The sequence below is a fragment of the Mycolicibacterium neworleansense genome (genome assembly GCF_001245615.1).
Taxonomy (GTDB): domain Bacteria; phylum Actinomycetota; class Actinomycetes; order Mycobacteriales; family Mycobacteriaceae; genus Mycobacterium; species Mycobacterium neworleansense.
Genome location: NZ_CWKH01000001.1, coordinates 2629092 through 2654034 on the forward strand (window position 1 = coordinate 2629092; position 24943 = coordinate 2654034).

Below are 24943 nucleotides of genomic sequence, written 5' to 3' on the forward strand. Positions count from 1 at the left end.
AAGCTATGACCACAGTCAGCGCCGCGGTGCTGGATCCGTTGTTGGCAGCGGATCCGGCGGGGCCGCGGATCACCTATTACGACGACGCCACCGGTGAGCGGATCGAGCTTTCGACGGTGACCATGGCCAACTGGGCCGCCAAGACCGCCAACCTGTTGCGCGACGAGATGGGCGCCGGCCCGGGCACGAGGGTGGCGGTACTCCTGCCCGCGCATTGGCAGACCGCCGCGGTGCTGTTCGGGATCTGGTGGATCGGAAGTGAAGTCGTCCTCGACGGGGAGGCCGACGTGGCCCTGTGCACCCGGGACCGGCTGGACGAGGCCGACGACGCGGTCTCCGGCGGCGAGGTCGCGGTGCTGTCGCTCGACCCGTTCGGCAAGCCCGCCGCGGATCTGCCCATCGGGGTCACCGACTACGCCACCGCGGTGCGGGTGCACGGCGACCAGATCGTGCCCGAACGCGTTGCGGGTCCGGCGCTGGCCGGACGATCGGTCGCCGAGGTGCTGGAAGCCGCCCGGAATGCCGGGGCCGCAGCGGGTTTCACCGGTTCCGACCGGGTGCTCTCCACCGCGTCGTGGGGCACCCCGGAGGAGCTGATCGCGAATCTCGTCGCGGTGTTCGCCGCCGGGGCATCGCTCGTGCAGGTGGCCAATCCCGATCCCGGCGCCCAGGAACGGCGGCGCACGACCGAGAAGGTCACCCGCGGTTAGCTGCGGCAGACGAAAAGGCACCCCGGACGAAGCCGTCCGGGGTGCCTTTCGCGAAGTGATTACTTGAGCAGGGCGCGGCTCATCACCACGCGCTGAATCTGGTTGGTGCCCTCGTAGATCTGGGTGATCTTGGCATCGCGCATCATCCGCTCCACCGGGAAGTCCACGGTGTAGCCCGCGCCGCCGAACAGCTGCACGGCATCGGTGGTGACTTCCATGGCCACGTCGGAGGCGAAGCACTTCGATGCCGCCGAGATGAACCCGAGGTTGGTCTCGCCACGCTCGGCGCGCGCCGCAGCGTGGTAAACCATCAGCCGCGCGGCCTCCAGCTTCATCGCCATGTCGGCCAGCATGAATTGCACGGCCTGGAAATCGGCGATGGCGGTACCGAACTGCTTGCGGTCCTTGGTGTAGGCGATTGCCGCGTCGAGTGCACCCTGGGCGATACCCACGGCCTGTGCCCCGATCGTCGGGCGGGTGTGATCCAGGGTTGCCAGCGCGGTCTTGAAACCGGTGCCGGGCTCGCCGATGATCCGGTCGCCCGGAATGCGGCAGTTCTCGAAGTACAGCTCGGTGGTCGGGCTGCCCTTGATGCCGAGCTTGCGCTCCTTGGGGCCGACGCTGAAGCCTTCGTCGTCCTTGTGCACGACGAACGCCGAGATGCCGTTGGCGCCCTTGTCCGGGTCGGTCACCGCCATCACGGTGTACCAGGTCGACTTGCCGCCGTTGGTGATCCAGCACTTGGTGCCGTTGAGGATCCAGTCGTCGCCGTCGGCCTTGGCGCGGGTGCGCATGCCGGCGGCATCGCTGCCCGCCTCGCGCTCGCTCAACGCGTAGGAGGCCATCGCCTCACCGGAGGCCAGCGACGGCAGCACCTGCTTCTTGAGCTCATCGGAGCCGCGCAGGATCAGGCCCATGGTGCCCAGCTTGTTGACCGCCGGGATCAGCGAGGCCGAGCAGTCCACCCGGGCCACTTCCTCGATCACGATGCAGGCCGCGACCGAGTCCGCGCCCTGACCGCCGTACTCCTCCGGCACGTGAATCGCGTTGAAACCCGAGGCATTCAGGGCCTGCAGAGCTTCCTCCGGGAAGCGGGCATTCTCGTCGACGTCGGCGGCGTGCGGGGCGATCTCCTTTTCCGCCAGCGCCCGGATCGCCGCCCGGAGCTCCTGATGCTCCTCCGGCAGCTGAAACAGATCGAATGATGGGTTACCGCCCCAGCCGGCCATGATCTTCTCCTTACGCTTTTTAGCTCGTGGCTCTTGGATCCATCGTTGCGCGGACTGCACGTCGCGTGCATCGCCCTGCTACTTTTGGTACCCAGTACCATATCATCGGCACTCAGTACCACGAAAGGTGCACTCATGACCGCCCTGCCAAGTACCCGGGAGCGCCTGGTGAGCGCGGCATTCGAGCTGTTCGAGGAGCGTGGGTACGAGGCCACCAGCGTCGATGACATCGCGACACGAGCGGGGGTAGGACGCACCACCGCGTTTCGTCAGTTCCGATCGAAAGAGGCGTTGATCTTTCCCGATCACGAGACGCTGCTGCTCCGCGCCGACGAGAGGTTGTCAGCGGCGCCGGCCGAAATGCTCCCCGCCGAGGTCATCGCGGTGGCAACCACATCGGTATTCGAGAACTATCTCGCCGAAGGCGAGCGCGCCCGGACGCGGTACCGGCTCACCCGCTCGGTACCTGCCCTACGTGACTTCGAAACGGCCGTGGTGTCGCGGTATGTCCGGCTGTTCACCAAACACCTGCGGGCCGCACAGACCGAGGATTGGACAGCGGACCTGCGCGCCGAACTGTTCGCCAACGCCGTGGTGGCCGCACACAACCATGTGCTGCGCCGGTGGCTGCGCGGCGACTCGACCAACCCGCGGTCTGACCTGGCCGAGGCGCTGGCCGCGACCTGGCCGATCTACCGGGGCGGTGGCGGCCGCACCGCAGTGGTGGTGATGTCGACCGATGAACCGATCGAGTCCCTGACCCCGCGCATTCGCGAGCTGATCGGGGATTGAGTCAGCTGTCGCCCAGCAGGCGATCGCGCAGGGCGGCGTCCTTGGCCAGCACCATGGCTTCCAGGTCGGCCTGGAATTTCACCATTCGGGCCCTCAGCTCGGTGTCGGCGGAGCCCAGGATTCGCACGGCCAGCAAGCCCGCATTGCGTGCCCCGCCAATGGAAACCGTCGCCACCGGCACCCCGGCGGGCATCTGCACGATGGAAAGCAAGGAGTCCATTCCGTCGAGGCGGGCCAGCGGTACCGGGACCCCGATCACCGGAAGCGCTGTGGCAGACGCGACCATGCCGGGCAGGTGGGCGGCTCCGCCCGCCCCGGCGATGATCACCTCGACGCCCCGGTCCGCGGCGGTCTTGGCGTAGTCGAGCATGCGCTGCGGGGTGCGGTGCGCGGAGACGACACCGACCTCGAACGGCACCTCGAACTCCGCGAGCGCCTCGGCCGCGTCGGACATCACCGACCAGTCGCTGTCGCTGCCCATGATGAGCCCGACCCGTGCACTACTTCCCGGCATGTTCATCCCATCCGTCGGTCCACTCGCCGTGTGACAACCAGTGCGCTGCCCGTACCGCACGCTCGCGAAGTTCATCCATATCAGCGCCGATGATGTTGACGTGGCCGAGCTTGCGTCCCGGCCGTTCACCCTTGCCGTACAGGTGCACCTTCGCGTCGGGGATCCGCGCGAAGAGGTGGTGCAGCCGCTCGTCCATCGACATCGTCGGGGTCTGCGGCGCCCCGAGCACGTTGGCCATCACCGCGGCCGGCGCGATCGCCGAGGTGTCGCCCAGCGGATAGTCCAGGACCGCCCGCAGGTGCTGCTCGAACTGGCTGGTGACCGCGCCGTCCATGGTCCAGTGCCCGGAATTGTGTGGGCGCATTGCCAGCTCGTTGACCAGCAGCCTGCCGTCGACGGTCTCGAACAGCTCAACTGCCAACACCCCGACCACGCCCAGCTCGTTCGCCAGCCGCAGGCCGAGTTCCTGTGCGGCCGAACCCAACTCGTCGGACAGGCCGGGCGCCGGCGCGTACGCCTCGACGCAGATGCCGTCGCGCTGCACGGTTTCGACGACGGGCCAGGCCGCGCCCTGCCCGAACGGCGAGCGCGCCACCAGCGCCGCGAGTTCCCGGCGCATCGCGACGCGTTCCTCGGCAAGGACCGGTACCCCGTCGGCCAGGTAACCGGCCACAACCTCACGGGCGGCGGCCAGGTCGTCGGCCATCACCACGCCCTTGCCGTCATAGCCGCCGCGCACGGTCTTGATCACCACCGGACCGTCGATCTGCCGCACGAACTCCTCGACGTCGGCGACCGAGGTGACCTCGGCGAAACGCGGCACCGGGGCACCCAGGCCGTGCAACTTGCGGCGCATGAGGAGCTTGTCCTGGGCGTGTATCAGCGCCTGGGGAGGCGGGTTCACCGTGACCCCTTCGGCCACGAGCTTCTCCAGGTGCTCGGTCGGCACGTGCTCGTGGTCGAACGTCAACGCCGACGCCCCGGCCGCGGCCTGGCGCAGCGCGTCCAGGTCGGTGTGGGAGCCGATGACGACGTCGGGGGTGACCTGGGCGGCGGATTCGTCCGGCCCGGAGGCCAGCACCCGCAGGGTCTGCCCGAGCGCGATGGCTGCCTGGTGAGTCATCCTGGCGAGCTGGCCGCCGCCGATCATCGCCACCACAGGAGATGCACCGCTCGCGGGGGACGGCGGATTTTGGGGAGTTGTCGGCACGCACTCTATGGTGTCATGCGCGGATTGGTGTCCTCGCCATGACCGGCTCATTGACCTGCGGTTAAGGTCGGGCTTCACAGCGATTCGGCATCGAACGGCGCATTTCCGTACACTGCCTACCTGTGTCCTTCGCCGATGCGACAATCGCTCGATTGCCGCGATTCGTCCGTCCCTATGCCGAGCGGCATCACGAACTGATCAAGTTCGCGATCGTCGGCGCGACGACATTCGTCATTGATTCGGCGATCTTCTACACCCTCAAGCTCACGGTGCTGGAACCCAAACCGGTCACCGCGAAGATCATCGCAGGCATCGTCGCGGTGATCGCCTCCTACATTCTCAACCGGGAATGGAGCTTCCAGAACCGCGGCGGCCGCGAACGCCACCACGAGGCCCTGCTGTTCTTCGCGTTCAGCGGCGTGGGCGTGCTGCTGTCGATGCTGCCGCTGTATTTCTCCAGCTACGTGCTGGGCCTGCGGGTTCCCGAGGTGTCGCTGACGGTCGAGAACATCGCCGACTTCATCTCGGCCTACATCCTGGGCAACCTGCTGCAGATGGCGTTCCGGTTCTGGGCGTTCCGCCGCTGGGTGTTCCCCGACGAGTTCGTCGACAAGCCCGATCTGGCGCTGGAGTCAACCCTGACCGGCGGCGGGTTCATCGAAGCGTTCGAGGATCACGCCGAGCGCAAGTCCGCGACCGTCACGCCGTTGCGACGGCCCAGCCGACGCGCGAAAGCCCGTCAGCTGGGCGATGATTCGGACCCGGTGTCCAAGAGTTCCTGACACCGCACCAGTATCAGGATTGCGGCGGCACTACTTCTTGAAGGCGTCCTTCACCTTCTCGCCGGCCTGCTTCAGGTTGCCCTTGGCCTGATCTGTGTGTCCCTCGGCTTCGGTGTCGGTATCCCCGGTCGCCTGACCGACCTTCTCTTTGGCCTTGCCGGCCAACTCTTCGGCCTTGTTCTTCGCCTTGTCGACGCCGCTCATGTTCTCCTCCTTGGCAGTGCCATGCTGCGATCAAGGTGAGATTGCCCGGACGCGGTGCGCACCAAACCGGCAACAAGGCGCGTCAGCTCGGTGACTCTTCGGTGCCCAGCGTGTCGAAGACTTCGTGGTACAGCAGTGAGTGCACCTGTTCCACGCGCGGAATGTCGTGGAATTCCAGAGGATCCTGCGATGCCGATTCGATGATCAGGGTGCCGGTGCGCAGCAGCCGGTCGGTCAGCCCGTGACGGAACTCGACACTGTTGATCCGCGCCAGCGGGATGTCGATTCCTGAGCGGGTCAGCAGGCCGTGGCGGAACATCACCCGCCGGTCGGTGATGACGAAGTGCGTCGTCCACCAGTTCAGGAACGGCCAGACCGTCAGCCACCCGACCACGATCAGCCAGATCGCCCCGATCACGATGAACAGCACGTTCTTGGCGGTGGCCTGCCAGTCCATGGTGTTGACCACGGCGGCGACGAATGCCGCTGCCGCGGTGATCAGCAGCAGGACCAGGACCGCGCCAATCAGACGCTTCCAGTGCGGGTGCCGATGCAGCACCACCTGCTCGTCGTTGGCCAGCACATTCTCCGGGTAGCCCACGGCAGCACTCTACGACGCGTCGGGGCGTAGATGGGTGATGTCGCCCGCCGAGACGGTGACCCGTTCGGCGCCGGTGTCGATGATCAACCGTCCGAGCTCGTCGACGTCGACGGCCGTGCCCACCAACATGTTGTCCCCCGGCAGGATCGCGCGGACCCGGCTGCCGATGGTGACGCTGCGCTCGCGATAGTCGGCGGCCAGTTTCGGGTCGGCGTTACGCCAGTCGGTGAAACGGGCAGCCAGGTGCCGAAGCAGTGCCTGGGCGAGCGGGTTGCGGTCCACGGTGCCCGCACCGAGCTGGGTCAGCGACGTGGCCCGCGGGTCCGGGGCTTCCTCGGCGGTCATCGTGACGTTCAGGCCGAGCCCCACGACGACGACCGGAGTCGGCGACGCCACCTCGGCAAGGATGCCTGCCAGCTTTCCCCCGCCCGCGCCGACCAGTACGTCGTTGGGCCATTTCAAGCCGACGCGCACGCCGGTGACCTCCGCGACGGCGTCGACGACGGCGACGCCGGTGGCAAGCGGCAGCCATCCCCAGGCGTCCGTGAGCACCCCGGCCGCGTCGACCCCGACCGACAACGCCAACTGCGACCGCGGCGGCGCCGACCATTGCCGGCCATGCCGGCCACGTCCGGCGCTCTGGTACTCGGCCAGCAGGACCGCGCCCGCGATGTCGTCGCCGACGGCCGCCCGCGCAAGCAGGTCGGCGTTGGTGGATCCGGTTTCCTCGACGACGTCGAGCCGACGCCAGGGCGCGCTCAACGATTCCCGCAAGGTCGTGACATCGAGTGGTGGGCGGGTCAGCCGGCGATCATCCATGGGCCGTCAGCTTATTCGCCCCGGCGGTGGGCTACCGATTGGCCAGGTTGGCCGCGACCTCTTCATGCCAGAGTTCGTTGGCGTGCGTCGTGTCGACCTCTTGCTCGAACCGCGCCGTCATATCCGGGGCGACATCGGCGGCGTCGACGTAGAACTGCTCGTACCACCGGCGATGGTGGTAGACCGGGCCGTCCTCCTCGGTCAGCAAGGGGTTGTCGATGCGCGTCTTGTTCTTCCAGATCTCGACGTCCTCCATGAAGCCGTCGCCGAACGTCCGGCTCATCGTCGCCGCGAGCTTCTCGGCCTTGTCCGCGGGCAGTGCCGGGTTGCGCTGGACGGCGACTCCCCACTGCAGCACGAACGAGTTGTGCGTCACCGGGTAGTGGCAGTTGATCAGGGCGATCTCGACGGTGAAGTTCGGGGCCAGATCGTTGTGCAACCAGTTGATCATGTATGCCGGCCCGAAATACGTTGCCTCCGAACGCAGATAGGTGCCATCCCAGAGTTCTCGGGTGGCATAGTCCGGACGCGGCTTGGATTCCATGAACTGGCTCGCGGTGTGGCCTTCGATGACGTTCTTGAAGTACGTCGGATAGGCGTGGTGGATGTAGAAGAAGTGCGCCATGTCGACGTTGTTGTCGACGATCTCGCGGCAGTGCGACCCTTCGATCAGGATCGAATTCCATTGCCACGGTGACCAGATGCCGTCGTCGTAGCCTTCGATGGTGGGCGGGGTCAGCTCGGCCGGCGGGGTCGAGCCTTCCGGGTCGTGCCAGACCAGCAGCTGACCGTTGACCTCGGTGGTCTCCCATTTGCGGGTGCGCGCCAGCCGCGGGGTGCGCTTGGCGTACGGCACGAGCTTGCACTTTCCGTCGCCGCCCCAGCGCCAGTCGTGGAACGGGCAGGCGAGGTTGTCGTCCTTGACCGTGCCCATCGACAGGTCGCCGCCCATGTGCCGGCAATAGGAATCGAGCACGTGCAGGTCGCCCGCGGAGTCGGAATAGACGACGAGTTTGGTGCCGAAGGCTTCGATGCCGTGCGGCTGTCCGTCCCGGAACGTCTCGGCCAGCCCGAGACAGTGCCAGCCGCGCGCGAACCGCGTCATCGCCGCGCCGGCGTCGATTTCCCGGATATCACTCATGAGCGCCTCCCACTTCCCTGCCTAGCATGTCTTTGACCGCCAGGTGGCTGAACAGCATGCTGGTTCCGATCGGATTTCCGCCGCCCGGATATGCGGTGCCGCTCGGGGCGGCCATCGTGTTGCCCGCGGCGTACAGGCCGGCGATGACCCGACCGTCGGTGTCGAGTACCCGGGCCGCGGTGTCGGTACGCAGCCCGCCCTTGGTGCCGAGGTCGGAGATGCCGAATGCGGCTGCGTGGAAGGGGCCCTTCTCGATCGCGACGAGCGGGGACGCGCCGCCGGAGAAGGCCCGGTCGTACGCCTCGTCGCCGCGACCGAAATCCTCGTCCGATCCGGAGGCGACGAAGGTGTTGAACCGGGTGACGGTCGCGCTCAGGTTTTCGGCGGGGACACCGATCTTGGCGGCCAGCTCTTCCAGGGTGTCGGCGGTGTGCCACAGCCCGGCCTCGACGTAGCGCGCAGTGTCGACCATCGAGACGTTCGTGGCCTTGACGGGTGGCACCTCCCCTTCGCGGTCGTCGTAGATCATCCAGTACGGCAACGTCATCGAACCGTCGGCGAGCCGCGGCAGGATCGCGCGGCCGATGCGGTCGTAGGCGGCCGATTCGTTGACGAACCGCTGCCCGTTCTGGTCGACGAAGATGCCGCCGGTGAACCACAGCGCGAACGCCGAGCGTCCGTCGGGATGCGTCAGGCCGGGCGACCACCAGGCCTGGTCCATCAGGTCGACATCGGCACCGACGGCGATCGCGGCCTGATGCGCCTGGCCCAGGTTCGCCGGCGGTCCCATTGTGTCGCGGGCGAGGCCCGGCACGCCGTGCTCGCGGCGCAGCTCGTCGTTGCCTTCGAAGCCGCCCGCCGCGAGCAGCACGCCGCGGCGCGCACGGATGGCCCGTCGTTCACCGTCGGTTTCGACGATCGCGCCGGTCACCGTCCCGTCCTCGACGACCAAGTCCACCAACGGTGTATTGAGCCGCAGCGACGCATCCGGGTACTGCTCAATGGCTTTGAGGAACCGGGCGATCAAGGCTCGGCCGCCGATGAAGTAGTCATCGGGCTGCTCGGCCCCGAGCCGGTCGGCATCCAGCGGGCCGCGCACCAGCTCACGCAGATGCGGGGCCTTCTCCACCTTCAGCGGCCGGGCCGCGATGTGGCGCTGCCCGTCGGTCCTGGCCTTGGGCGCCTTGCCGAAGTAGTCGGGCCACGGCATCGGCGCGAACTTCAGATTGTCGTCGGCTTCGAGATACTCGATCAGGCCGGCGCCGCCGCGGACGTAGGTGTCCTGCAGTTCGCGCGGGGTCCGGTCACCGACGACGGCGTGGTAGTACTCCAGCGCGTCCTCGATGGTGTCGTCGGTGCCGGCCCGCTTGAGCACCGGGTTGCACGGGAACCACACCCCGCCCCCACCGGAATACGCTGTGGTGCCGCCGAATTTGTCGCTGGCCTCCACCAGGATCACCGAGAGACCCTCGCGGGCCGCGGTGTAGGCACCGGCCACTCCGCCACCGCCGGACCCGGCGACCAGGACGTCACATTCGTCGGCCCATTTCATAGATAACGCTGCCTCCCATACTGCGTGAACTCGGCGTCCAGCGACTGTTTGTCATCGTCGTTCATGGCCTGATACGCCGGCGCACCGCGTCCCGCCCACCGGTACACCACCTCGCCGGTGTGCCAGCGGTCCTGCTGCAGTTCACGTTTGAGCACCTTGTTGGATCCGGTGACCGGCAGGTTCTTCGATACCCGCAGGAACCGCGGAATCCCCTTGGTTCCCAGGTCGTCCTGCCCGGCCAGGTAAGCGATGAATTCCGCGGCGTCGAAGCCGTCGGGATCGGCTACCTCGATCGCGGCCATCACCTGGTCACCCGAACGCGGATCGGGAACCGCATACGCACCGGCGGCCACCACCTCGGGGTGACGGCGCAGGACCCGTTCGATGTTCAGCGCCGAGGTGTTCTCACCATCGACGCGGATCCAGTCACCGCGACGGCCGGCGAAGTAGATGAATCCCTGCTCGTCGAGATAGCCGAGATCACCCGTCCAGTACCAGCCGTTTCGGATGCGTTCGGCGTTGGCTTCGTCGTTCTTGTAGTAGCCCTCGAACGTGCGGGTGCCGAACTTGTCGACGATCTCCCCCACTGCTTCGTCGGGGTTGAGCACCCGGCCGTGTTCATCGAAAACCGCCGGCACACAGTCTTTCAGCGATTCGGGGTCGACGATCGCGACTCCCTGGTGCGCGGGGCGGCCCAGCGCGCCCGGTGGCATGTCGGGGGCCAGTGCCACTGCGCCGCCGCCCTCGCTGGAGCCGTAACCCTCGAACAGTTCGGCGTCGAAGCGGCGCCGGAACTCGTTCTGGTCATCGGGCGAGGCTTCCGTGCCGAAGCCGCGGACCAACGGGTTGTCGGCATCGCCGGGTTGTTCGGCGGTGGCCATCAGGTAGCCGAGCGCCTTGCCGACATAGGTGAAGAACGTCGCACCGAAATACCGGACGTCCGGCAGGAATCCGGACGCCGAGAATGTTCGCGTCAGGCACACGGTCGCACCGACCGACAGCGCCGGCGCCCACAGCGCCATGATGGCGTTGCCGTGGAACAGCGGCATGCAGCAATACTCCACGTCCTCGCGCACATGGCCGAACTTCTCCGCGGCCGCGTAGGCGATCCGGGCCAGCCGGCCCTGGCTGCAGATGACCGCCTTGGAGGCTCCCGTCGTACCCGAGGTGAACAACAGCAGCATCAAAGAGTCTTCGCCGACGCCTGGCGCGGCCTCGGGGACGACGCGGTGTGCGTCGAGTCGTGCCGGGTAGTCCGCCGCGTCGACGATCACGAACCGCTCGGGCCCGAGCCCGAGATCGAGGTCACGAAGACGCTGCGCGCCCGCGGTGTCGGTGACGATCAATTGACAATCGGCAAGCCGGATTTCGGCTGCCAGCTCGGCGGCGCCGCGGGTCGGGTTGATCCCCACGACGGTGGCCCCGACCAGGGCGGCACCGCCCAGCCAGAACAGGAAGTCCGGCACGTTGTCGAGCAGCACGCCGATGTGGAAGGGGCCTTCAATCGGGCACGAGCCGCGGAGCTCCGTTGCGTATGCCCCGCGCGCGGCGGATTCGGCGACCACCTCGTCCCAGGTCCAGTCCCGGTCGCGGGTGCGCAGGCCGAGGTGTTGGTCGCCGACCCGGTCGAGCAGCAGCGACGCGATGTCGGTCCGAGCGTCAGGCATTGGCCTGGGCGGCGGCGCGCTTCTGGTCGATGTAGGCCTGCGGCAGGTCATCCTGACTCAACTTGGTCACGCTGACCGGGCCGGTCTGGTAGGCGTCCTCACCGATGATCAGACCGTCAGCGTCGATCGGCCAGTTGATGAGCTGGCGGAACAGCAGCAGGTAGTCGCCGTCCGGATCGTCGACCTCGACGCCGATCGCCTGGGCGGCCGCACCCGGATAGATCATCTTCATCCAGCCTTCGGTCATCACCAGATCATCGTCGACGGCAAGCCGATCGATCTCGAAAACGAGGTGGTTGGCGCCGCTGGCGACGAATGCCTCGTAGTAGGCGCGCACACCCTCGGTGGTCTTGGGGCCCATATCGGCGTTGGCGTACCAGAAGTGGTAGTCGGGGTTCGGGGCCAGGGTGGCCATCAGGCGCTCCATGTCGGGCTCAGCCTCGGCCTTCATGTGCTCGAGAACGACGCCGAGTACCTGACGGTGCCGCTCGTTCGTGGTCGCGGCGAGACGCTCTTCCACGGGGACCCAGGTCTTGGTCGGGTCGATGATGGCCATACCGGCCTCCTTGTGTCGTGTTCTGGGCTGCACCGCAATCTTGGCCAAAAGGGTGACCGGCGTCACCCGACGCGCGTCGGTCGATCCCGGCAATCTCCCCGACAGTCGTCGCCCGCGCCGGTTCGGGCGCCGAAAGCAACACTGCGGCTGCTTTTCGCTGGCGCGCTCGACGTCCGCGTGCAGCGGGTTTTGCACCGACTGGGCTGGCACGTCATCCGCGTCATCAAAGAAGGCTCCGGCACTGAGATCGTCGCGCAGGCGCGCGCCGCGCTGCTGTCTCGGGGCTGGCGACCCGGTCGACGAAAGCGACGCAGTGGTTGCCCCTGCGCGCAGTGAGCGACCACAGCGTTGATCTCGCGAAAGCCCTACAACAAGTCGGCGTCGGCCAGCTCCGCCGACGACATGGCGATCCGCCGGACCATGAGGACCAATGTGCCCAGAAAGCGGTCCACCGGATCCTCGAAATCCCATCCCATCGCGGCCTGCACGCGCGCCAGCCGAGCCGCGACCGTGCTGTGGTGCACATGCAGTTCGGCCGCCGTGCGCCGCAGCGAGCCGTACACGAAGAACGCCTCGGTGGTCCGCACATCGAGGTCACCGGCCGCCGTTGACGCAATCTCGTTGATACGGGCCACATCTCGATTACGACGTACCCGGTCGATCGGCAGGTCGGCCAGCAGCTCCAGTGAGCTCAACCGCTCATAGGCCACCACGCGTCTGCCGAATCCGGTCGACGACGCGAAGCGCAGCGCGCGGACGGCTTCGTGCCATGAGGTCGAAGCGCTGAAGGCGTTGCCCACCGATCCGATTCCGATCCACGGTCCCGATGCGGTCCCGGTGTTGACCACGGCCGGAAACTCTTCGACGATGCGGCGTTCCAGACGATCCGAGAGCTCGCGCATGTCGAACGATCCCTGGCACACGATGGCGGTCGCGTTGCCGATCACCGCCGACCGCACCGTCGGCGCGGCCAGTTCCCCGGTGATGAGGCGCACCGTCTCCCGTGGCGAATGCCCCGATGCCGCCAGCACGCACGTTGGCCTGGTCTCGTCGAGGCCCAGCAGCCGGATGGCCCGGGCGCGGTCTTCCCGATGTTCCTTGGCCGACAGCACGACCTCGAGCAGTGCGGGGTCACCCAGGTGCGGAGTCCCGCTCACCCCGGTCCGCGCGGCCACCCGGCCGATCAGCCGTTGCAGCCGGTCGAGCAGGACATCGTCCAGCGGGTGCCCGGGTCCGTCGCGTTCCACCCAGACGACAATCTCGTGACCGGATGCCGGAGCGGCCCCTTCGTCGACCGGATCGAGGCGTCCCGACGCGTCGTAGCGGACGACGGTGCCTCCCGGCCAGCGGACACCCACCGGGCACCCGGCGGTCAGCGCGGCAAACCGTACGGCCGCGTCGGCATTGACCTCCTGCTCCTCCAAGGCGTCGAACTGGGCGACGAGCCGCAGCACCGATCCGGGGTCGGTGCCCAGTTCGGACAGCTGAAGCGGCCCGGTGGTCATGGTCGAGAGCGTAGGCCCAGGGCCGGTCGCACCGGCAGGCCACAGCACACAACGACCACCACAGTGACGCGCGCCACGTCCACCTCTCTTAGACCAGTCTTAGGGTTACCGATAACATCGTGACCCATGACGAGCGTTACCGAGCCGTCCGCCGAGCACCAGGTGGACATCCACACCACTGCAGGAAAGCTGGCTGACCTCAAGAGGCGGGCCGAGGAGACGCTGCATCCCGTCGGCGAAGCCGCCGTGGACAAGGTGCACGCCAAGGGCAAGTTGACCGCCCGCGAGCGCATCCTTGCCCTTCTCGACGAGGGATCGTTCGTCGAGCTCGACGCGCTGGCCAAGCACCGCAGCACCAACTTCGGCCTGGAGAACAACCGGCCGCTGGGCGACGGCGTGATCACCGGCTACGGCACCATCGACGGCCGCGACGTCTGCATCTTCAGCCAGGACGCCACCGTGTTCGGCGGCAGCCTCGGCGAGGTTTACGGCGAGAAGATCGTCAAGGTCCAGGAGCTGGCCATCAAGACCGGCCGCCCGCTGATCGGTATCAACGACGGTGCGGGCGCCCGCATCCAGGAGGGCGTGGTCTCCCTCGGCCTGTACAGCCGGATCTTCCACAACAACATCAAGGCCTCGGGTGTCATCCCGCAGATCTCGTTGATCATGGGCGCCGCGGCCGGTGGGCACGTCTACTCCCCCGCGCTGACCGACTTCATCGTCATGGTCGACCAGACCAGCCAGATGTTCATCACCGGCCCGGACGTCATCAAGACCGTCACCGGCGAGGACGTCACCATGGAGGAGCTGGGCGGTGCCCACACCCACATGGCCAAGTCCGGCACCGCGCACTACGTCGCCTCCGGTGAGCAGGACGCCTTCGAGTACGTCCGCGATCTGCTGAGCTACCTCCCCCCGAACAACTACGCCGAGCCGCCGCACTACCCGGTGGCACCGGCGGAGGGCTCGATCGAGGAGACCCTGACCGACGAGGACATCGAGCTCGACACGCTGATCCCGGACTCCCCGAATCAGCCGTACGACATGCACGAGGTCATCACCCGCATCCTCGACGACGACGAGTTCCTCGAGGTGCAGGCCGGTTACGCCGGCAACATCGTGGTCGGCTTCGGCCGGGTCGACGGCCGCCCGGTGGGCATCGTCGCCAACCAGCCCACCCAGTTCGCCGGCTGCCTCGACATCAACGCCTCGGAGAAGGCCGCCCGGTTCATCCGGACCTGCGACTGCTTCAACATCCCGATCGTCCTGCTGGTCGACGTCCCGGGCTTCCTGCCCGGCACCGACCAGGAGTACAACGGCATCATCCGCCGCGGCGCCAAGCTGCTCTACGCCTACGGTGAGGCCACGGTCGCCAAGGTCACCGTCATCACCCGCAAGTCCTACGGCGGCGCGTACTGCGTGATGGGCTCCAAGGACATGGGCGCCGACGTGGTGGTGGCCTGGCCGACTGCTCAGATCGCCGTGATGGGCGCCTCGGGTGCGGTGGGCTTCGTGTACCGCCAGCAGCTCAAGGACGCCGCCGCCAAGGGCGAGGACGTCGACGCGCTGCGTCTGGAACTGCAGCAGACCTACGAGGACACCCTGGTCAACCCGTACATCGCCGCCGAGCGTGGATACGTCGACGCGGTCATCCCGCCGTCGCACACCCGCGGCTACGTGGCCAACGCGCTGCGGCTGCTGGAGCGCAAGATCATCCAGATGCCGCCGAAGAAGCACGGGAACATCCCACTGTGAGCGGGGCGAACGATTCAGCGACTGTGAGCGCCGAGGTACAGGCCGACGTCACCACCGACGAGGCGCAGGCCGAGCAAAAGGCCGACCACGAGGCTCACATCAAGGTGCTGCGTGGTCAGCCCTCCGATGAGGAGATGGCTGCGCTGATGGCCGTGCTCGGCACCGCCGGTGGCGGCGACGCCGGCCCGGTGGTGCGCGACCGCAACCTGTGGGGCCATCCGGTGGACAAGCTGCGCTACTCGATCTACAGCTGGCAGCGGGTCACGCTGTTGGAGCGCACCCATATGCGCCGCTAGATGACCCGGGTCGTTCTGGGTTCGGCATCGACAGGCCGGCTTGGCGTTCTGCGCCAGGCCGGCCTCGATCCGTTGGTGGTGGTATCCGGTGTCGACGAGGACGCGGTGACGGCGTCGCTGGCCGGGGCGCCGCCCGAGCGGGTGGTGAGCGGACTGGCCGCGGCCAAGGCCGACGAGGTCCTCACCCACCTACCCGCGGCCATCGCCGCGGACTGTGTGGTGATCGGCTGCGACTCGATGCTGTTTCTCGACGGGCAACTGTGCGGCAAGCCCGGTGACGTCGATACGGCGCGGAAGCAGTGGCAGGCGATGTCGGGCCGGACCGCGCAGCTGTTTTCGGGCCATGCCGTCCTTGTTGTGCGTGACGGTGCCGTCACCCATCGCCTCGCCGATACCGGCGTCACCGCAGTGCATTTCGGCTCACCGACCGAAGGTGATCTCAACGCGTATCTCTACAGTGGTGAACCCCTCGGTGTCGCAGGCGGATTCACGCTCGACGGGCTGGGCGGCTGGTTCGTCGAGGGCATCGAGGGTGACCCGTCGAACGTGATCGGGCTGAGCCTGCCCTTGCTGCGCCGGATGCTCGCCGCGGCCGGGATTTCCGTTGCCGATCTGTGGGAATCTCGCCCGATCGGCTGACCACCCGCCGCGCCGGCTATCGCGGCGGGGCGATGATGTTTGGCGATTCGGTATGGATGCGGTCCACTGTCGTGGACAGCTTCATGCCGGGTGGGAAACCTGACTTGGCCGGGTAGATCGTCACCCGCCAGATGCTGTTCAGATCGTTCGCGGTGAAACAGGTCTTGTCCAGGCACGGCACGCATTGCTGGTTTGGACTGCACCCGTCGACAACGGGAATTCCCAACTTGTTGATGATCCGGTAGATGTTCTCGGTATTGCCGCCGACCAAGGCAGTGCTGCCGGCGGGGAGGTTCGTCACGGCTTGGACGATCGGCTCTGCCGCGGCTTCGGCCGGGGTGCTGGGATCGCCATTGGGCAGCTGCACCACAGGCAGCCCGAGAGGGGCTGCGGTGTAGGACACAGTCTGCTTCGAGCGCAGCGCGCTGGATGAGTAGACGTTCGTGAACTTCACGTCATGCAGTACGGCCGCCACTGCCTTCCCGTGGTGTATCCCGTTGGCGGACAAGGGCAGAGCCGGGTCACTGAATACGGGTTCGCCGTGCTCGACGATGTACACCACCGTGGGGCCTCGATCCGGTGCCGCGCGCCCGATACCGGCTCCGGCGGTCAAGGACAGAGCACATGCGAGCGTGGCCGCTGCCGCGAGCCAGGGGACAGCGGCGGGCATCGTTCGATTCGTCCGTCCGGCCATGAATGGGCCTCCCTTGTCATCGTTCTCACGAAATCCGGTCGCCGCCTTGCCTTTTGGCCCGGCCTCGAATGAGCAAGCTATCGACACGCCAGCCGTCGCCCGATACAAAATCCCGGTGATCGAGACCACGATTTGTGACCAGTGAGACTGCAGTGACCAAATTGCAACCTTTTGAGTGGCGGCGCGCCGGGCCGATGTCCCGAATAGTCTCAACCAGGGGTTGACACTGGGCCGATGCCGATCGAAGAAACAATGTGGGATGTTCGCGTGGCACGCGACTTCGAGACTTGCGACCTGGAGCGGCTGCGCGCCGCATTCGCCGACATCATCACCAAGCGGCTGTCGCCGGGCAAGCGACTGCTCCGGGTGGTGACGTGGTCTCAGAACGGCGGCTCACTGTTCCGGGCCAACAACGGCGTCCGACGCTACGCCGTGGCCTACGAGGTGGCGTTCACCGCGTAACCGCCGGCCAGCTCACCGCCGCGGCGCCCCGTCGAGCTTCGGAACCATGTTTCCGGGTTTGGCCGGCGCGAGAACCTTTCCGTGCGCGTCGACGATCGGCGAGTCGGTGACCAACTGCACCCCCGGATTCAGGAAATAGGGCTGTGACTTGATCTCGTTGGACTGCCCGATATCGCGAGTGGTGCACGCGTCGGAAGCGGCGTTGTCGACTTGCGGGACATCGGGTTCCCAGCTCAGATTGGCCGTTATCGGTGCCGGATTGACACCTGCGGGTGCGTATCGGCTGACATGAGTTACGCACTGGTAGCGGCCCTTTGGGTTGTGCATGAACTCTTTGAAGCCACTCTCGACCACGTTCGGCGGCTGCAGGTAATACACCTCAAGACTGACCCGTGGTGACGACCCTTGCGACTTCTCTACGTATCCGATGATCGGAAGCGCACCGCGGTCCTCGGGCTTCGGCGGCTGGTACGCCGCCACCGCCGCGTTCCAATCGTCTTTCTTCTTCTGCTCGGCTTCGGAAGCCTCCTTGTCGCGTTCCGTCGACCAGGCCAGCCAGGCCAAGATGAATGCGGCGACGATGACGAACAGGCCGCCGAGGGCCTGCATGCCGTAGGCGGCCTCACTCGGTTCGTTGGCTTCGGGGTTCTTGTACTTCCAGGACTCGGTGGCCCACCAGATCTTCCGGGGCCGCAGCAGCATGAACAGTCCGAGCGGTACGCCGATGACGATGCAGAGGATCGCAACTCCCACGAGAGCAGCCTAAGTCCGCCCTACGGGCCCAGAATGCACGAATATGTGCCGGTCGCGGACACTGCCACGCCGCGGATATCCGGACCGACGGTACGCTCTTGGTGTGCCGCTGCCTGCTGATCCCAGCCCCACTCTTGCCGAGTACGCCCATCCGGAGCGCCTGGTCACCGCCGACTGGCTGGCCAGCAATCTGGGCCGGCCCGGTTTGGCCATCGTCGAGTCCGACGAGGACGTCCTGCTCTACGACACCGGCCACATCCCCGGCGCGGTCAAAATCGACTGGCATCTGGACCTCAACGACCCCAATGTGCGGGACTACATCAATGGTGAGCAGTTCGCCGAGTTGATGGACCGCAAGGGCATCAGCCGCGACGACACCGTGGTGATCTACGGCGACAAGAGCAACTGGTGGGCGGCCTACGCGCTATGGGTGTTCACCCTGTTCGGTCACCCTGACGTGCGTCTGCTCGACGGCGGCCGCGACCTGTGGGTCTCCCACGGCCGCGACACCACCCTCGAGGTGCCCACCCGGCAGTCCAGCGGTTATCCGGTCGTGGAGCGCAACGACGCCCCGATCCGCGCCTACCGCGATGACGTGCTCGAGATCCTCGGCAAGCAGCCGTTGATCGACGTCCGCTCGCCCCAGGAGTACACCGGCGAGCGCACCCACATGCCGGACTACCCGGAGGAAGGCGCGCTGCGCGGCGGGCACATCCCCACCGCCAAGTCGATCCCGTGGGCCAAGGCGGCCCGCGACAGCGGTCAGTTCCGCAGCCGTGCCGAACTCGAGGAGCTCTATGGCTTCCTCAACGCCGATGACAAGACGGTGGTGTACTGCCGGATCGGTGAGCGTTCCAGCCACACCTGGTTCGTGCTGACCCACCTGCTCGGGTTGCCCGGTGTGCGCAATTACGACGGCTCGTGGACCGAATGGGGCAACGCGGTGCGTGTGCCTGTGGCCGTCGGCCCGGATCCGGGCGAAGCTCCGTGACATTGCCGGACGCCCTGGCCGAAGTCGTCTCCGACTTCCAGGAGGTGGCCGGCCAGGACAAGTTGCAGCTGCTCCTGGAGTTCGCCAACGAGTTGCCGCCGTTGCCGGCACACCTCGAAGAGGCGGCGATGGAGCCGGTTCCGGAGTGCCAGTCGCCGCTGTTTCTGGACGTCGACGCGTCCGACCGGGGCAAGGTCCGGCTGTACTTCAGCGCTCCCCCGGAGGCTCCGACGACGCGCGGCTTCGCCGCGATCCTGGCCACCGGCCTGGACGGCCAGTCCGCCGATGACATCTTGGCGGTGCCCGACGACTTCTACACCGCGCTGGGCCTGGCCGCGCTGATCAGCCCGCTGCGACTGCGCGGCATGTCGGCAATGCTGACCCGGATCAAGCGGCGGCTGCGCGCGGCCTGAGGCCGACCTGTTACGGGTCCGGGTACATCTTCTCGGGGAGTTTCGGGACGACGTTGCCCGAGGCCGCGGGCAGGATCTCGGCTCCGTACCGATCCACGATGGCCGAGTCGGTGGCGACCGGCGGTGGCACCGAGCCGTCGATGAACCGTGACGTTTCGTGAACCTTGCGGCCAACGCCCCGATGGCAGCGGTCAGACTTGGCCATGTCACCGAGTCCCTTGGGCGCCCAAAACAATTCCGGGTTCACGAGCAGTGAGGCGTCCTTGGCCCGGCCTTCCCCGGCGGAGGTGTAGCACGGGAAGTTCGACTTGTACGGCCGGTGGCTTGCCGAGTCGCGCACCGCCTCACGCACCGATTCACCAGGCGCCAGGTAGTACACGGTGACCTCGAGGCTTTTGGGAAACTTCTGGGTGAAGTAGCCGATCACCGGCAGCGGCCCGCGCTTCTCGGGCGGTGGAGCCACGAAGGCAGCCTCGGCGGCTTGACGCTGTTCCTGCGCTTCGCGGCGGCTCTTCCGCTGGAAGTCGCTGTGAATGATCGACGCGCCCACGAACAGCGCCAGCAGGATCACGAAAACCCCGCCCGCCCGGGTCATCCCGTAGGCCGCGTCGCTCGGCTCGTTGGCCTCCGGATCGCGGAACTTCCAGGACTGTGTCGCCCACCAGATGCGCCTCGGTGAAGCCACCAACACCGCGCCCACCAACACGCCCACGAGAATGACCAATATCGCCGCACCCACGGGCCAACAGTAATAGCGTAGGGTCCTCCGTCGTGACGGCAATTTCGCACGTCAACAGGACCGATGTGGCGATCGACGGATTTCGGCCAAAACCTACTCACCGGTAACCGATACCGGATTGGGAAGCCTCAAGGTGCGGCGCATAAACTGCCCGCGATAGATTCTTAAAGACGTTTCTTAGAGAACTGCCGAGGAGGCACCGTGGCCAACCACGCCAGCTCAAAGATCTCCAAGGTGCTGGTCGCCAATCGCGGGGAGATCGCGGTCCGGGTGATCCGCGCCGCCAAAGACGCTGGGCTTGCCAGCGTGGCCGTGTATGCCGAGCCGGACGCCGATGCACCGCACGTGCGGCTCGCCGATGAAGCCTTCGCCCTGGGGGGCCAGACCTCAGCCGAGTCCTACCTGGTCTTCGAGAAGCTCCTGGACGCCGCGGCGAAGTCCGGCGCCAACGCCATCCACCCGGGTTACGGCTTCCTGTCGGAGAATGCCGACTTCGCCCAGGCCGTGCTCGACGCCGGGCTGATCTGGATCGGGCCGAGCCCGCAGTCGATCCGCGATCTGGGTGACAAGGTCACCGCCCGCCACATCGCCGCACGCGCACAGGCGCCGCTGGTTCCGGGCACCCCGGACCCGGTGAAGGACGCCGACGAGGTCGTCGCGTTCGCCAAGGAGTTCGGCGTGCCGGTCGCGATCAAGGCCGCCTTCGGCGGTGGCGGTCGCGGCATGAAGGTGGCCCGCACCATCGAAGAGATTCCCGAGCTGTTCGAGTCGGCGACCCGTGAGGCCGTCGCCGCGTTCGGCCGTGGCGAGTGCTTCGTCGAGCGCTACCTGGACAAGCCGCGCCACGTCGAGGCTCAGGTGATCGCCGATACCCACGGAAACGTGGTCGTCGCCGGTACCCGCGACTGCTCGCTGCAGCGCCGCTTCCAGAAGCTGGTCGAGGAGGCCCCGGCGCCGTTCCTGACCGATGCGCAGCGCAAGGAGATCCACGAGTCCGCCAAGCGCATCTGCAAGGAGGCCGGCTACTACGGTGCCGGCACCGTCGAGTACCTGGTCGGCCAGGACGGCCTGATCTCCTTCCTCGAGGTCAACACCCGTCTGCAGGTGGAACACCCGGTCACCGAGGAGACCTCCGGCATCGACCTGGTGCTGCAGCAGTTCAAGATCGCCAACGGCGAAGCCCTGGACATCACCGAGGATCCGACCCCGCGCGGCCACTCGTTCGAGTTCCGCATCAACGGTGAGGATGCCGGTCGCGGCTTCCTGCCGGCGCCCGGCCCGGTCACCAAGTTCGAGGCCCCGACGGGCCCGGGCGTCCGGATGGACTCCGGCGTGGAGTCCGGCTCGGTCATCGGTGGCCAGTTCGATTCGATGCTGGCCAAGCTGATCGTCACTGGCGCCACCCGCGAAGAGGCGCTGGCCCGCTCGCGTCGCGCCCTGGCCGAGTTCAACGTCGAGGGTCTGGCCACGGTCATCCCGTTCCACCGCGCCGTGACCGCCGACCCGGCCTTCATCGGCGACGGCGAGAAGTTCGACGTGCACACCCGCTGGATCGAGACCGAGTGGGACAACACGGTCGAGCCGTTCACCGGTGGCGACCCGATCGAGGAAGAGGACACCGTTCCGCGCCAGACCGTGGTCGTCGAGGTCGGTGGACGTCGCCTCGAGGTGTCGCTGCCCGGAGACCTGGCGCTCGGCGGTGGCGGGGCAAGCGGTGGTGCGAGCGGTGTCCTTCGTAAGAAGCCCAAGGCCCGCAAGCGCGGTGGCGGCGGCGCCACGGCTGCCTCGGGTGACTCGGTGACCGCGCCGATGCAGGGCACCGTGGTCAAGGTTGCCGTCGAAGAGGGCCAGGAAGTAGCCGCAGGCGACCTGGTCGTGGTCCTGGAGGCCATGAAGATGGAGAACCCGGTGACGGCCCACAAGGACGGCGTCATCACCGGTCTGGCCGTCGAGGCCGGTGCCGCCATCACCCAGGGCACCGTGATCGCCGAGATCAAGTAACGCCCAGTCGTTTTCCGCGAGGCTGTAGTCACCGCAACCGGTGGCTGCAGCCTCGCGGTGTTTCCGGCGGGGAGCTGTGGAACGCTGGGTCCTGTGGAACCTGTGGAGATCAACAACGGCCAGTGGTATCTGCGCGGATTGCGTGCCGATGACCGCGTCGACGACCGGCCCGCGCTCACCGATCTGGGCGAGGACGACCTGGACTACGTTCACGACGCGGCGGACGGCTGGGCCGACGACACCCGTTACACCTGGGCGGTATGCGAACCGACCACCGGGGAGCTGCTCGCCGAGGTCATCCTCGATCCCGTCACCGGATTCCTGAGCAGTCGCGGCCGCCCCGGCTTCGAGGACGCCGCCGCCATATCGGAGGACACCGTCCGGCGATACGCGACGCAGGTGCTCGGGCTGGAGGTGCACACGTGAGCACGCCCGCGAACCCCAAGGTAGTCACGGTCACCGGCGCGGCCGGCCAGATCGGTTATGCCGCCCTGTTCCGCATCGGGGCCGGCGCCCTGCTGGGACGCGACGTACCCGTGAAGCTGCGCCTGCTGGAGCTGCCTTCGGCGATCCGCGCGGCCGAAGGCGTCGTCATGGAGCTCGTCGACAGTGCCTTCGATCTGCTGGTCGACATCGAGATCCACGACGACCCGGTGCGCGCGTTCGACGGCGTCGACGTCGCGCTGCTGGTCGGGGCCAGGCCCCGCAGTAAAGGCATGGAGCGTGCCGACCTGCTGGCGGCCAACGCCGCGATCTTCGCCGAGTCCGGCAAGGCCCTCAATTCCGGCGCGGCCAGGGATGTACGCGTCGTCGTGGTCGGCAACCCGGCGAACACCAACGCGCTGGTGGCCGCGGCCCATGCGCCCGACATCCCGGCTGAGCGATTCACCGCGCTGACCCGGCTCGACCACAACCGAGCCGTCGCGGCGCTGGCCACCCACGCCGGTGTGCACGTCACCGATGTGTCGCGGGTGACGGTCTGGGGCAACCACTCGCCGACCATGTACCCCGATATCTTCCACGCGGTCGTAGACGGGCGGCCGGGATCCGACTATGCGGCCGACACCAATTGGCTGACCGATGATTTCATTCCGACCGTGGCCACCCGCGGTACCGCGATCATCGAGGCCCGCGGCACCTCATCGGCGGCATCGGCCGCCAACGCCGCCATCGATCATGTCCGGGACTGGGTGGACGGCACCGACCCCGACGACTGGACCTCGGTGGCGCTGCCCTCCCCCGGTGTCTACGGAGTGCCCGAGGGTGTGGTGGCCTCGTTGCCGGTGCGGGCCATTGACGGTGCGTGGAAGATCGTGGAGGGGCTGGAGATCAACGAGTTCTCCCGGGCCCGTATCGATGCCTCGGTGGCCGAGCTGCTCGACGAGCGCCACGCGGTCGAACGGTTGGGCCTGCTGTAGTCCGTCGGCGGCTTTCACCCACCGTGAATCGTGCGGAATAGGCAGGCCGGCACCCCGGACTGTATGGTGTGGCGGCTCGGCCGCACTGTGATCTTCTAGCCTCTGCGCATGCCATCTCATCCTTCGGCACACCCGTTCGCAGGCCGGACCATCGTCCTCATCGGCGGTGGTTCAGGCATCGGTCTGGCTACCGCCCGCCTGGTCACTGCGGGGAAGGGCACGGTCGTGTTGGGTGGGCGCACGCCCGAACGACTGGCCGCCGCCGCGGCAACCCTCGGCCCGCAAGCCGGTTGGCATCAGGTCGATACCGCTGACCAGGATTCGATCGACGCGTTCTTCGATTTCGTCGGTACCAGATTCGGCTCCGTCCACGGCCTGTTCACCACCGCCGCCGACTACCTGACCGGTCCGATGGCCCGGCTCAGTGTGGACCAGGCCGCCACAGCGTTCGACTCCAAGTTCTGGGGGCAGTACCGCGTGGTCAAGTCGGCGATTCCGATGCTGAGCCCTGACGCCGCGATCGTGTTGATGTCGGGCGCCGCCAGTGCCCGCCCGGCCGCGGTCGCTCCTGCGTACAGCGCGGCGAACGCTGCGATCGAAGGCCTGGCCCGCGGTTTGGCTGTGGAATTGGCGCCGGTGACCGTCAACGCGATCGCCCCTGGCACGGTCGAGGGCAATCTGTGGAGCCAACGCGATCCCGCGATCCGGGAACAGGCGTTCGCCGCCTATCGCGACGCCTCCACCATCGGACGGTTGGCCGACGAGGATGAGATCGCGCAGTCGGTGGGCTACCTGCTGAGCAGCCGGATCACCACCGGTTCCACCCTTTTCCCAGACGGCGGTTACGCCTTCCGCTGATGGGCCCGTCAGCGTTCGTCGATGTCCAGGCCGGTGGCCAGGTCACCGCATTCCACGGCAACGACGTCGGCACGGCCGCGCAGGAACGCCCGGGCCCCCTGGTCGCCGCGCATCGCGGCGGACAACGCCGCCACGTGCCTGTGCGCCACGACGACGGGGTGACCGGGGCGGCCGTCGTAGGTGGCGCGGGCCAGGCCGGATTCGGCGCCGCGCGCCGCGCGCAGCACCCGGGTCACGACGCGGGCGCCGACATCCGGGGTGTCGACGGTGTGCAGGACGACCCATGCGGCCGGACCGGCGGCATGCAGCCCTTCGCGAACCGAAGCGCTCATGCCCTCGGCCCAGCGGGTGGCCACCACCGCGCGAGCCGGCGCGGGTACCTCGACCATCGCGGCACCCAGCACCACGATCACGTCGTCACAACCGCCCTCATCGAGCGCGCTCACCGCCCGCGCAAGCCAATCGCCTTCATCGGCAAGAACTTTCGGCATCCCGAAGCGGCTGCCGGCGCCGGCGGCCAGCACCACCCCGGCAACTGCGTCGGCGTTCGGCATGCGAACAGTCTGACCTCGGAGTCTAAGAATCCACTCAGACAAATTGTCCGGTGACCTTGATCGCGGTAGGGTCCGTTACAGGTTGAGT

At 67.3% G+C, this 24943-nt stretch carries 28 protein-coding genes; 13 read left to right on the forward strand and 15 right to left on the reverse strand.

All coding sequences use genetic code 11. The features are described 5' to 3' along the window. Positions 1-5: 5 nt before the first annotated feature. A complete protein-coding gene (locus tag BN2156_RS12470; protein WP_090514081.1) occupies positions 6-710 on the forward strand; it encodes a TIGR03089 family protein in 705 nt (234 codons plus the stop codon). Between the two features lie 59 nt (positions 711-769). Here the strand turns inward: BN2156_RS12470 and BN2156_RS12475 are convergent, their stop codons facing one another. Further along, positions 770-1939, reverse strand: coding sequence for an acyl-CoA dehydrogenase (locus BN2156_RS12475; RefSeq protein ID WP_019346549.1), 1170 nt, complete (start codon positions 1937-1939; stop codon positions 770-772). A gap of 135 nt (positions 1940-2074) precedes the next feature. Here BN2156_RS12475 and BN2156_RS12480 point away from each other — a divergent pair, with 135 nt between their 5' ends. Beyond that, positions 2075-2731, forward strand: a complete 657-nt coding sequence (locus BN2156_RS12480; protein WP_090514082.1) for a TetR/AcrR family transcriptional regulator — start codon at positions 2075-2077, stop codon at positions 2729-2731. 1 nt (position 2732) lies between these two features. Here BN2156_RS12480 and purE read toward each other — a convergent pair whose 3' ends face one another. Continuing rightward, entirely contained in the window at positions 2733-3245 is a 513-nt protein-coding gene (purE, locus tag BN2156_RS12485) for a 5-(carboxyamino)imidazole ribonucleotide mutase (protein ID WP_210436603.1), read from the reverse strand. Continuing rightward, complete coding sequence (locus tag BN2156_RS12490; protein ID WP_407661675.1) at positions 3232-4506, reverse strand: 5-(carboxyamino)imidazole ribonucleotide synthase; 1275 nt, start codon at positions 4504-4506, stop codon at positions 3232-3234. Before BN2156_RS12490 ends, purE begins: the two co-directional genes overlap by 14 nt. Before the next feature lie 71 nt (positions 4507-4577). Between BN2156_RS12490 and BN2156_RS12495 the strand changes: the two genes are divergently transcribed. Further along, positions 4578-5237 (forward strand): GtrA family protein, encoded by a 660-nt coding sequence (locus BN2156_RS12495; protein ID WP_090514085.1) that lies wholly within the window; start codon positions 4578-4580, stop codon positions 5235-5237. Positions 5238-5267: 30 nt separating this feature from the next. On the opposite strand, the gene BN2156_RS12500 is transcribed toward BN2156_RS12495, so the two are convergent. The 8 genes from BN2156_RS12500 to BN2156_RS12540 all read right to left on the reverse strand — a co-directional run bounded on the left by BN2156_RS12500 (position 5268) and on the right by BN2156_RS12540 (position 13282). After that, a complete protein-coding gene (locus BN2156_RS12500; protein ID WP_090514088.1) occupies positions 5268-5441 on the reverse strand; it encodes a CsbD family protein in 174 nt (57 codons plus the stop codon). Positions 5442-5523: 82 nt separating this feature from the next. Next, entirely contained in the window at positions 5524-6042 is a 519-nt protein-coding gene (locus BN2156_RS12505) for a PH domain-containing protein (RefSeq protein WP_090514091.1), read from the reverse strand. 9 nt (positions 6043-6051) lie between these two features. Beyond that, positions 6052-6861, reverse strand: a complete 810-nt coding sequence (locus tag BN2156_RS12510; RefSeq protein ID WP_090514093.1) for a biotin--[acetyl-CoA-carboxylase] ligase — start codon at positions 6859-6861, stop codon at positions 6052-6054. A 31-nt stretch (positions 6862-6892) separates the two neighbouring features. Further along, positions 6893-8002, reverse strand: a complete 1110-nt coding sequence (locus tag BN2156_RS12515; RefSeq protein WP_090514096.1) for a 3-ketosteroid-9-alpha-monooxygenase, oxygenase component — start codon at positions 8000-8002, stop codon at positions 6893-6895. Then, the gene (locus tag BN2156_RS12520; RefSeq protein ID WP_090514099.1) at positions 7995-9554 is read right to left on the reverse strand and encodes an FAD-binding protein; all 1560 of its coding nucleotides are present in this window, start codon (positions 9552-9554) and stop codon (positions 7995-7997) included. Before BN2156_RS12520 ends, BN2156_RS12515 begins: the two co-directional genes overlap by 8 nt. Beyond that, the gene (locus BN2156_RS12525; RefSeq protein ID WP_090514102.1) at positions 9551-11221 is read right to left on the reverse strand and encodes a steroid-22-oyl-CoA synthetase; all 1671 of its coding nucleotides are present in this window, start codon (positions 11219-11221) and stop codon (positions 9551-9553) included. Before BN2156_RS12525 ends, BN2156_RS12520 begins: the two co-directional genes overlap by 4 nt. Beyond that, positions 11214-11777 carry a nuclear transport factor 2 family protein gene (locus BN2156_RS12530; protein WP_090514105.1) on the reverse strand — a complete coding sequence of 188 codons (564 nt, stop codon included), beginning with the start codon at positions 11775-11777 and terminating at the stop codon, positions 11214-11216. The genes BN2156_RS12525 and BN2156_RS12530 overlap by 8 nt, the downstream gene beginning before the upstream one ends. A 365-nt stretch (positions 11778-12142) precedes the next feature. Further along, a complete protein-coding gene (locus BN2156_RS12540; RefSeq protein ID WP_090514110.1) occupies positions 12143-13282 on the reverse strand; it encodes a PucR family transcriptional regulator in 1140 nt (379 codons plus the stop codon). A 126-nt stretch (positions 13283-13408) separates the two neighbouring features. Between BN2156_RS12540 and BN2156_RS12545 the strand changes: the two genes are divergently transcribed. The 3 genes from BN2156_RS12545 to BN2156_RS12555 are packed head-to-tail and all read left to right on the forward strand — an operon-like array spanning position 13409 to position 15972. Beyond that, a complete protein-coding gene (locus BN2156_RS12545; RefSeq protein WP_090514113.1) occupies positions 13409-15037 on the forward strand; it encodes an acyl-CoA carboxylase subunit beta in 1629 nt (542 codons plus the stop codon). Then, a complete protein-coding gene (locus BN2156_RS12550; protein WP_090514116.1) occupies positions 15034-15333 on the forward strand; it encodes an acyl-CoA carboxylase subunit epsilon in 300 nt (99 codons plus the stop codon). Before BN2156_RS12545 ends, BN2156_RS12550 begins: the two co-directional genes overlap by 4 nt. Next, positions 15334-15972 (forward strand): Maf family protein, encoded by a 639-nt coding sequence (locus BN2156_RS12555; RefSeq protein ID WP_090514118.1) that lies wholly within the window; start codon positions 15334-15336, stop codon positions 15970-15972. Between the two features lie 16 nt (positions 15973-15988). Here the strand turns inward: BN2156_RS12555 and BN2156_RS12560 are convergent, their stop codons facing one another. Then, a complete protein-coding gene (locus BN2156_RS12560; RefSeq protein ID WP_090514121.1) occupies positions 15989-16795 on the reverse strand; it encodes a histidine phosphatase family protein in 807 nt (268 codons plus the stop codon). A 105-nt stretch (positions 16796-16900) separates the two neighbouring features. On the opposite strand from BN2156_RS12560, the gene BN2156_RS12565 reads away from it, so the two are divergent. Further along, complete coding sequence (locus BN2156_RS12565) at positions 16901-17128, forward strand: hypothetical protein (protein ID WP_235625282.1); 228 nt, start codon at positions 16901-16903, stop codon at positions 17126-17128. 12 nt (positions 17129-17140) lie between these two features. Here BN2156_RS12565 and BN2156_RS12570 read toward each other — a convergent pair whose 3' ends face one another. Further along, positions 17141-17881, reverse strand: coding sequence for a DUF6199 family natural product biosynthesis protein (locus BN2156_RS12570; protein ID WP_090514124.1), 741 nt, complete (start codon positions 17879-17881; stop codon positions 17141-17143). Between the two features lie 103 nt (positions 17882-17984). On the opposite strand from BN2156_RS12570, the gene BN2156_RS12575 reads away from it, so the two are divergent. Both BN2156_RS12575 and BN2156_RS12580 read left to right on the forward strand, forming a co-directional pair. Then, positions 17985-18872, forward strand: a complete 888-nt coding sequence (locus BN2156_RS12575) for a sulfurtransferase (RefSeq protein WP_090514127.1) — start codon at positions 17985-17987, stop codon at positions 18870-18872. After that, complete coding sequence (locus tag BN2156_RS12580) at positions 18869-19285, forward strand: SufE family protein (protein WP_162490788.1); 417 nt, start codon at positions 18869-18871, stop codon at positions 19283-19285. The genes BN2156_RS12575 and BN2156_RS12580 overlap by 4 nt, the downstream gene beginning before the upstream one ends. Before the next feature lie 10 nt (positions 19286-19295). Here the strand turns inward: BN2156_RS12580 and BN2156_RS12585 are convergent, their stop codons facing one another. Then, complete coding sequence (locus BN2156_RS12585) at positions 19296-20024, reverse strand: DUF6199 family natural product biosynthesis protein (protein WP_090514130.1); 729 nt, start codon at positions 20022-20024, stop codon at positions 19296-19298. Between the two features lie 201 nt (positions 20025-20225). On the opposite strand from BN2156_RS12585, the gene BN2156_RS12590 reads away from it, so the two are divergent. The 4 genes from BN2156_RS12590 (at position 20226) to BN2156_RS12605 (ending at position 24301) form a co-directional block, all read left to right on the forward strand. After that, positions 20226-22025: an acetyl-CoA carboxylase biotin carboxylase subunit gene (locus tag BN2156_RS12590; RefSeq protein ID WP_090514133.1), complete on the forward strand. Its 1800-nt coding sequence runs from the start codon at positions 20226-20228 to the stop codon at positions 22023-22025. Between the two features lie 93 nt (positions 22026-22118). After that, positions 22119-22451 (forward strand): hypothetical protein, encoded by a 333-nt coding sequence (locus BN2156_RS12595; RefSeq protein WP_064849307.1) that lies wholly within the window; start codon positions 22119-22121, stop codon positions 22449-22451. After that, positions 22448-23443 carry a malate dehydrogenase gene (locus BN2156_RS12600; protein ID WP_090514136.1) on the forward strand — a complete coding sequence of 332 codons (996 nt, stop codon included), beginning with the start codon at positions 22448-22450 and terminating at the stop codon, positions 23441-23443. Before BN2156_RS12595 ends, BN2156_RS12600 begins: the two co-directional genes overlap by 4 nt. 108 nt (positions 23444-23551) lie before the next feature. Then, on the forward strand, positions 23552-24301 hold the full coding sequence (locus BN2156_RS12605; RefSeq protein ID WP_090514139.1) for an SDR family oxidoreductase: 750 nt from the start codon (positions 23552-23554) through the stop codon (positions 24299-24301). Between the two features lie 8 nt (positions 24302-24309). On the opposite strand, the gene BN2156_RS12610 is transcribed toward BN2156_RS12605, so the two are convergent. Beyond that, complete coding sequence (locus BN2156_RS12610; RefSeq protein WP_090514142.1) at positions 24310-24855, reverse strand: nucleotidyltransferase family protein; 546 nt, start codon at positions 24853-24855, stop codon at positions 24310-24312. Between the last annotated feature and the right edge of the window lie 88 nt (positions 24856-24943).